Annotated in this window: 3 protein-coding genes; 1 reads left to right on the forward strand and 2 read right to left on the reverse strand. The window is 44.7% G+C overall.

The window, feature by feature from the left end:
• Positions 1-9: 9 nt before the first annotated feature.
• Complete coding sequence (locus tag DN068_RS08620) at positions 10-4,125, reverse strand: hypothetical protein (protein WP_123985285.1); 4,116 nt, start codon at positions 4,123-4,125, stop codon at positions 10-12.
• Between the two features lie 192 nt (positions 4,126-4,317).
• Positions 4,318-4,986, reverse strand: a complete 669-nt coding sequence (locus tag DN068_RS08625) for a response regulator (RefSeq protein WP_165836326.1) — start codon at positions 4,984-4,986, stop codon at positions 4,318-4,320.
• Between the two features lie 634 nt (positions 4,987-5,620).
• Between DN068_RS08625 and DN068_RS08630 the strand changes: the two genes are divergently transcribed.
• On the forward strand, positions 5,621-6,445 hold the full coding sequence (locus DN068_RS08630; RefSeq protein ID WP_110998508.1) for an alpha/beta hydrolase: 825 nt from the start codon (positions 5,621-5,623) through the stop codon (positions 6,443-6,445).
• Positions 6,446-7,393 lie beyond the last annotated feature (948 nt).

Below are 7,393 nucleotides of genomic sequence, written 5' to 3' on the forward strand. Positions count from 1 at the left end.
GTGTTCTATTTATGGGAGTTGTTCTTGAATAAATCCAAATTCTAATCCGGACAATGGGGCTGCGAGCAAGAGATCGCGGTCATTATTTGGTGCGGTGTAGTATGACTGGCCATCCATGTTGATATCGGCAGTCTGATAAGTAGTTATATAGCCAAATTGATTGCCAGAAAGCTGTACTAATTGTGCATCACGGTCATTGCCCGGCGCTGTGAAATAAATCTTACCATCGCGGTTTACATCGCCCATCCACATTGCGTAGACACCTGGTGACACCTGTATTTGTGCGCCAGAACCGTAAGTAGCCGTTGTTGTAAAGTCGATCGTATTCGCCTGTCCGGAGATTACCACGGGAGTTGCTGTCATCACGCCAAGGTGATTTCTATGTTTTACAGATACATAGTAAGTGCCCGGAGGAAGCATTACGCCAAGCTGATTGCCATCTGCGCCTACAACATGTCCGTTTCTTTCTATCAATGCGGAAACAGTGTGTACGACAGAATCAGCTTTAGAGCCGCTTCTTAATTCGATCAACACCCAGTCGACCACAGCGCTGTTGGTGCCTGCATTTACATTGAGCACCGTACTGTTTGTAGTTTCTTCACCACCACCTACTTGTTTGAAACGCGTACTGCTTGTGGTGTTGTAAGGTTGTGCAAGCGGAATCAGTGCATTTTGACGGAGGTTATCTCTCATGATCGTTCCGCCACCATTACCCTGCAGCGCACCTTGCAACAATGCGGTTACATTCACCACAGTTACCGGACCAAGACCACCAAATGCGGTTGGCATGAAATCGAGGCCATCATTGTTTGCAATACCATCGCCGTCCGGATCTATAGGATTATCTACTCTGCCATCACCATTAGCATCAAGATAACCCAGACCAACAGAAGTAATGTCGTTGATACCATCGTTATTACTATCGCCGTCTATAAAGTTTGGTGTACCATCGCTATCCTGATCTTGCGGCAACGGATCGGCCGCATCACCGAAGGCAGCAGGCAAACCGTCTACGCTGTTTTGAATACCATCACCATCCGTATCCGGACCATCTACCACACCATCTTTATTCGCGTCTACATAACCGGTAATACCACTTTCGATCAGATCACTGATGCCGTCATTATCAGAGTCGAGATCGCGTGCATCCGGAACACCGTCGCCATCAGTATCTCTGAACACAATATCATTTGCATCGCCCCATACTGCAGGATTTCCATCTGCTACGCCAAATATGCCATCGCCATCTGTATCAGTGCCATCTACCATGCCATCACCATTTGCATCGGCAGTAAGCGGCAAGCCACTTTCTCTGACATCATTGATACCATCATTATCGCTATCCAGATCGCGGAGATCAGGAATACCATCGCCATCTGTATCTCTAGGCGCAATATCACCCGCATCTCCGTAGACAGCCGTATTGCCATCTGCTACGCCAATGATACCATCACCATCGGTATCCGTACCATCTACCATACCATCGCCGTTTGCATCAGCGGTAAGTGGTAAGCCACTTTCTTTCACATCATTGATACCATCATTATCACTATCCAGATCACGGAAATTTGGAACACCATCACCGTCCGTATCTCTGAGCGTTGCCAGCGCATCACCGAATCCACGCGCACGCAGGTCTACTGAATCCATAATACCATCGCCGTCTGCGTCCGCATTATCAGCCATACCATCGTTGTTGGCATCTGTGTAGGTTTTGCCTGATTCTCTGATATCGTTAACGCCATCGTTGTCGCTGTCGAGATCACGAAAATCTGCTACCCCATCGCCGTCCGTATCTTTCAGCGCTGCCAGTGTTGCCGCACCGCGTGCCGCATTGTTACCATCGGCACTATCTCTGATACCGTCAAAATCTGTATCCGGCCCGTCTACTACGCCATCGCCATTTGCATCAAGAAGACCGGTTCTTCCACTTTCTTTCAGATCGGTAATGCCGTCGTTATCGCTATCCAGATCTACGAAATCCGGAACACTATCTCCATCTGCATTTGCGATTGTGTAGTTGTTATCGCTGGTAGCAAGATCTGCAGCTTCCAATACATCCGCCTGACCATTTGTACCGAATGAAATTCCCGCATCAATCACACCATCATGGTTTACATCTAATGTTGCGAGTAATGTTGCGGAGATACCAGATTCATACAAATCAGGAATACCATCGTTATCGCTATCAAGGTCGAGGTAGTTTGGAATACCGTCACCATCTGCATCATCATTTGTCGGATCACCGTCGTGATTGGTATCTTCTCTGATATCTGAAATGCCATCGTTATCGCTATCCTGATCACAGGCATCTGCAATGCCATCACCATCTGTATCTCTTGATGCTGATTTTAGTGTGGTGGAGTTAGTACAGGCATCACATGCATCAGGAACGCCATCACCATCCGTGTCGACTGCATCATTTTTGGTAAGACCGCAAACTTCATTACAGTCTGGCACACCATCACCATCGTCGTCACGCACCACATAAGCGTAATAAATATTGTAAGTACCACCCAGTGCTGCACTGATCAATCCCGCATCAAAACGGATCTGCACTTCATTAAATGGAACCGTTGCCTTGATACCTACAGTAGTCACACCGGTTACAGGATTTAACAGCGAGGTGCCCAGGAGGCTTGCGCCGTTCCCCGATTGTACGAGTGTGCCTGCATTATATAAATTGATCGTTATCGCATTTAAGATGCCGAGATCTAACAATGTGGCCGCTCGCGAAAGTGCAAAACCCGCAAATGTATTGGCAGGAAAAGTACCGCCGGTACCATTGCCCACCGACATCTGTCCGCCACACCCAACGCTGAGAATAGCTGGTGTATAAGTGGCGAAATTGGTAAGGCTGGCGTCAACAAGGTTGGCTGTACCGGCCATTGACTGACCGATACAAACCACACCAAACGTATTGGTACGCGCAGCTACTACGGCTCCTGTATAAGGTGCAGCCTGCGTGCTCGTAAGAACCTGCTGACAACTGGTACAAGCAGCGCCGCTTTCAAACGCGTAATAAATATTGATGGCGCCTGTGTTTACGCCAAGTGTATTATTTGTTACTAAACGAACTTCATTAAATGGCTTTGTAGTAGTGATCGAAACTTCTTTTTCAGAAGTATCACCTGTTGCCAGTGCAGAGATGGTAATGCCCGTTCCGCTTGAGTTACCGAGATTCACGGAATCTTGTTGCTGACCGTGCAGGTAAGTTACGATCGATAAAGAATTGAGCACATTTGCGGTAAGCAAACTGGAAGCATAACCAATCATAAAACCAGCTTTGTTACCCGCCGGGTAAACATTCTGGAGATCTGTAACACCTGCAAAAACTGCAGTACTCAATAACGGTGTCGCTGCAGGAACTGTAAAGGTTGCATACGTTCTTTTATCGCCGTCGTTGATATTACCAGGGTTCGCCAGCGTTACCAACGCATTCAGTAAACCACCGTTGAAGTTGACTTGCGTTTGATTCCCGGCAAGCTGTTTATAACAATAGCCTGCGGTGAATGAATTACCACAGTTGGAGTCAAATGCCATCGCATAATAAATACGAAATGCACTGAGGCCACCCACCACTGAGGTGAATACAAATCGTACTTCATTAAACGGAAGTGTTGTTTTAAAATTCAAATAGATTTTCCCCGATGTACCGCTCAAAGCCGATACAGACAAGCCATTCGAGATATTCTTCGATTCAGCGAGTGTACCATTGTTATAAGTCTGTACGGTAAAGCTGCTCAGAATATTTGCCGTGAGCAATCCATTTCCCAGATCTACAACATACCCCGCTTCATACCCTGCGGGATAAGTGTTAACCGAATCAACAACTGTAACGCCGTTACCAGCAAGCAATCCAACCGCTGTATTGAAGTTGGCGTAATTGTTGGTATTAGCATCTGTCATGTTTTTGATGCTGTCGGCATACGTACACGCCACACACAATACGCCAGACTGCACTGCTGTGGCTGTTTTGCCGAAACCTGTCATTGGCGTGTAGCACATTGTCCCGTTCTGGGCGACCGCATGCTGCGCAATAAAAATGAGAAATGAAAGGAGGCCTAAAAGGCGAATTCTGGGACATAGAAGTCCACTCGTTTTCTTGGTAGTAGTCGTTTTCATGATTCTACTTTTGTAAGGGAAACAGTAAGATTAAAAGCAAGAAGAATAGCCACCACAGCGTTTTTACGCTCCCCGAGTTTCGCTATCCCAATCCCATTACAAAAGTAGAATCACTATTAATTGTTAAATAAAATTTAGTACCAAAGTATCGTTGAACTTCTACACAAAAAACAAGTTATTCACCTGACAAAACTAAAGATCCTGCAATTTCACAATGCCATTCTTTAATGCAAACTTGATGATACCGGCAATGTTTTTGGAACCGATACGTTTGGCAATATTGTTGCGGTATTGCTCTACAGTCCGCTCAGACAAATAGATTTCCTTACTGATTTCTTTAGCTGTTTTTTCTTTACAGATAAGCTTGATTATCTCTACTTCTTTATGCGTGAATTCGCGATCTGCAATTGTGTATTTCACATGATCAGAATTATTGGAAAGACGGTTGATTAACTGATTGCGCGCCTCTACACAGAAGTATTCCTTCCCGGACATGATTACCTGAATTGCGTTGAGCAATTCTTCATCATCGTTTGTTTTCAAAACATACCCGTTCACGCCGGCATAAAACATGTTTACGATCGCCTCTTGATCGAAACTGAATGAATAAGCCAGAATCTTCGTTTTAGGATAGCGGTACTTTATTTCCCGCACGATGATGTCGCCTGTGATTTCCTGGAGGACGTAATCGATAATAACGAGATCGGGTTCAAACTGGTCTAGCAAACTGATTGCTGCTTCTTTCGTGTGCGCCTCGTAAAATTGGGAAACCTGATTTCCGATTAAGAGTTTAATTCCATTAATGATCATTTTATGATCATCGATAACCAGCAATTTCGACAATGAAACCTGCGTTCTCATGGTTGTACTTTTTAAAAGACTGTTCATAACGTATATGCTTGAGTTAAGTGCCTAAAAGACATTTATCTGAGCCATTAAGTAAACAGGGGAAACCGATGGACGTATTGTACTTACAACCCAATACCAACGTATTGTAAGTTGTTCAATTCAAAAAATTCAGTTTTGTTTATTCTCCCCCTTTTGACAACTATAACTTATTTAACAACAGAATTATATTATCTGTTTTTCAAGGAGTTATAAGGTCAATTTCAAAGCTATTACTTTCATGGCAGATAAAAAATTGAACAAGTTCACTTTTTATACTAAGATTTTTCAGTAAAATTGTACTATTCATTCATGTAAAATGTTTTATACTCTATATAATATTATATACGTAACAAAATAGGTTATGGTTTAACTCTTATAAAAAACGAGCCGCAGCTGATTTAAAATTGTATTTTCCACAAATATGTGAGTGATAAAAGATGCCCACATTTCAATAATACGGTAGTACAGTTTCAAAGAGAAAATGCAAACGATGGTGTGACTTGCAGTTATCACGAAGCGTATATTCCGGATATATACCGAGGGTGAAATATTGTGTGATTTACCACTTGCCCGGTACAACTTGATACCTGCAGCTTAATTTGCAGTTATGAGAAAACTTTTCCTGCTGCTGCTGATCGGCATAATGACCGGATCACTGGCAAAAGCCCAAACTGAAGATGCTAATGCCAAACCTTTTGTACTCGGTGTTGTCAACCAATTTGAATCAACACAGTTATCAGAAACACGTACGATCAACGTCTATCTCCCGGATGAATACAAGACAGAACCGGAACGCAAGTTTCCTGTTATCTATCTGCTCGACGGATCGGCCAATGAAGACTTTATTCATATTGCCGGGCTCGTACAATTCCTGACAATGATTCAGGCAATGCCGCCGACCATTGTAGTGGGCGTTGCTAATGTAGACCGCAAACGCGACTTCACTTTTCCGACGCAAAACAAGGAAGACCTGAAAAACGTCCCGACATCTGGCGGTTCTGCAAAATTTATGCTTTTTGTGGAAAAAGATCTGCAACCTTATGTGAACGGTCATTACCGCACAAATGGCGAAAGAACAATCATTGGTCAATCACTGGGCGGACTGATGGCTACCGAAATTCTGCTGAAAAAGCCAGCGTTGTTTGATAATTATATCATCGTTAGTCCAAGTTTATGGTGGAATGATGAATCCTTATTAAAGGATGCCCCACAACTGTTGAAAAAAGCGACCAGCAAGGCAAAGAAAGTGTACATCGCTGTTGGAGAAGAAGGTGATCAGATGAAAAATGATGCTAAGAATTTGTCGGAATTACTGCTTAAAGAAAACCCGAAAACTAAAACGATTTCGCTGGTGAATTTTCCAAAAGAAAATCATCTGACGATTTTGCACAACGCGGCGTATAATGGTTTGAGTTTCGTTTTTGGTAAATAGTAAACGTAAGAATGATATTGAATAATGTGAGCCTCCTTTGGAGGCTTTTTTATTTGTGAAGGTTTGCGCTTTTTTCGACATTACATCGACCTCACATGCAAGTCCATTTTATCGCGGGATCCCTCTTTCAGGGATAACAAACGCGGGTAAAACATTCTGTTGCAAACATAGGATGGCAGCGTGGTGTGTTACTCAACGCGATTTGCCCCCGGCGGGTCATTGCGAGAAGTTACCAAACAGCGCAGCTGTGGGGACGACGTGGCAATCCGATTTCGCGTTTGCTGCTCGCATGGGAGAGAGCGATGAAGTTTTTCCCGGCGCGAAATCAGATCCCTACTTCCTCGTACCTCGTCATCGGGAGGACCCGCGTGGTGTGTTTTTCCCATGTCACATCGATTTAAGGAGCCGTCTCTCATAATATGGGCACATTACACGGGATCGCTCTTTCAGGGATGACAAACACGAGTAAAACATTCTGTTGCAAACATAGGATGGCAGCGTGGTGTGTTACTCAACGCGATTTACCCCCGGCGGGTCATTGCGAGAAGTTACCAAACAGCGCAGCTGTGGGGACGACGTGGCAATCCGATTTCGCGTTTGCTGCTCGCATGGGAGAGAGCGATGAAGTTTTTCCCGGCGCGAAATCAGATCCCTACTTCCTCGTACCTCGTCATCGGGAGGACCCGCGTGGTGTGTTTTTCCCATGTCACATCGATTTAAGGAGCCGTCTCTCATAATATGGGCACATTACACGGGATCGCTCTTTCAGGGATGACAAACACGAGTAAAACATTCTGTTGCAAACATAGGATGGCAGCGTGGTGTGTTACTCAACGCGATTTACCCCCGGCGGGTCATTTCGAGAAGTTACCAAACAGCGCAGCTGTGGGGACGACGTGGCAATCCGAGTTCGCGTTTTGTGCTCGCATGGGAGAGAGCGATGAAGTT

It is taken from the genome of Taibaiella soli, from assembly GCF_003236175.1.
Taxonomy (GTDB): Bacteria; Bacteroidota; Bacteroidia; order Chitinophagales; family Chitinophagaceae; genus QKTW01.

Coding starts and splice junctions, on each gene's coding strand:
- DN068_RS08620 (WP_123985285.1), bottom strand. CDS start 4,125: ATGAAAACGACTACTACCAAGAAAACGAGTGGACTTCTATGTCCCAGA.
- DN068_RS08625 (WP_165836326.1), bottom strand. CDS start 4,986: ATGAGAACGCAGGTTTCATTGTCGAAATTGCTGGTTATCGATGATCAT.
- DN068_RS08630 (WP_110998508.1), top strand. CDS start 5,621: ATGAGAAAACTTTTCCTGCTGCTGCTGATCGGCATAATGACCGGATCA.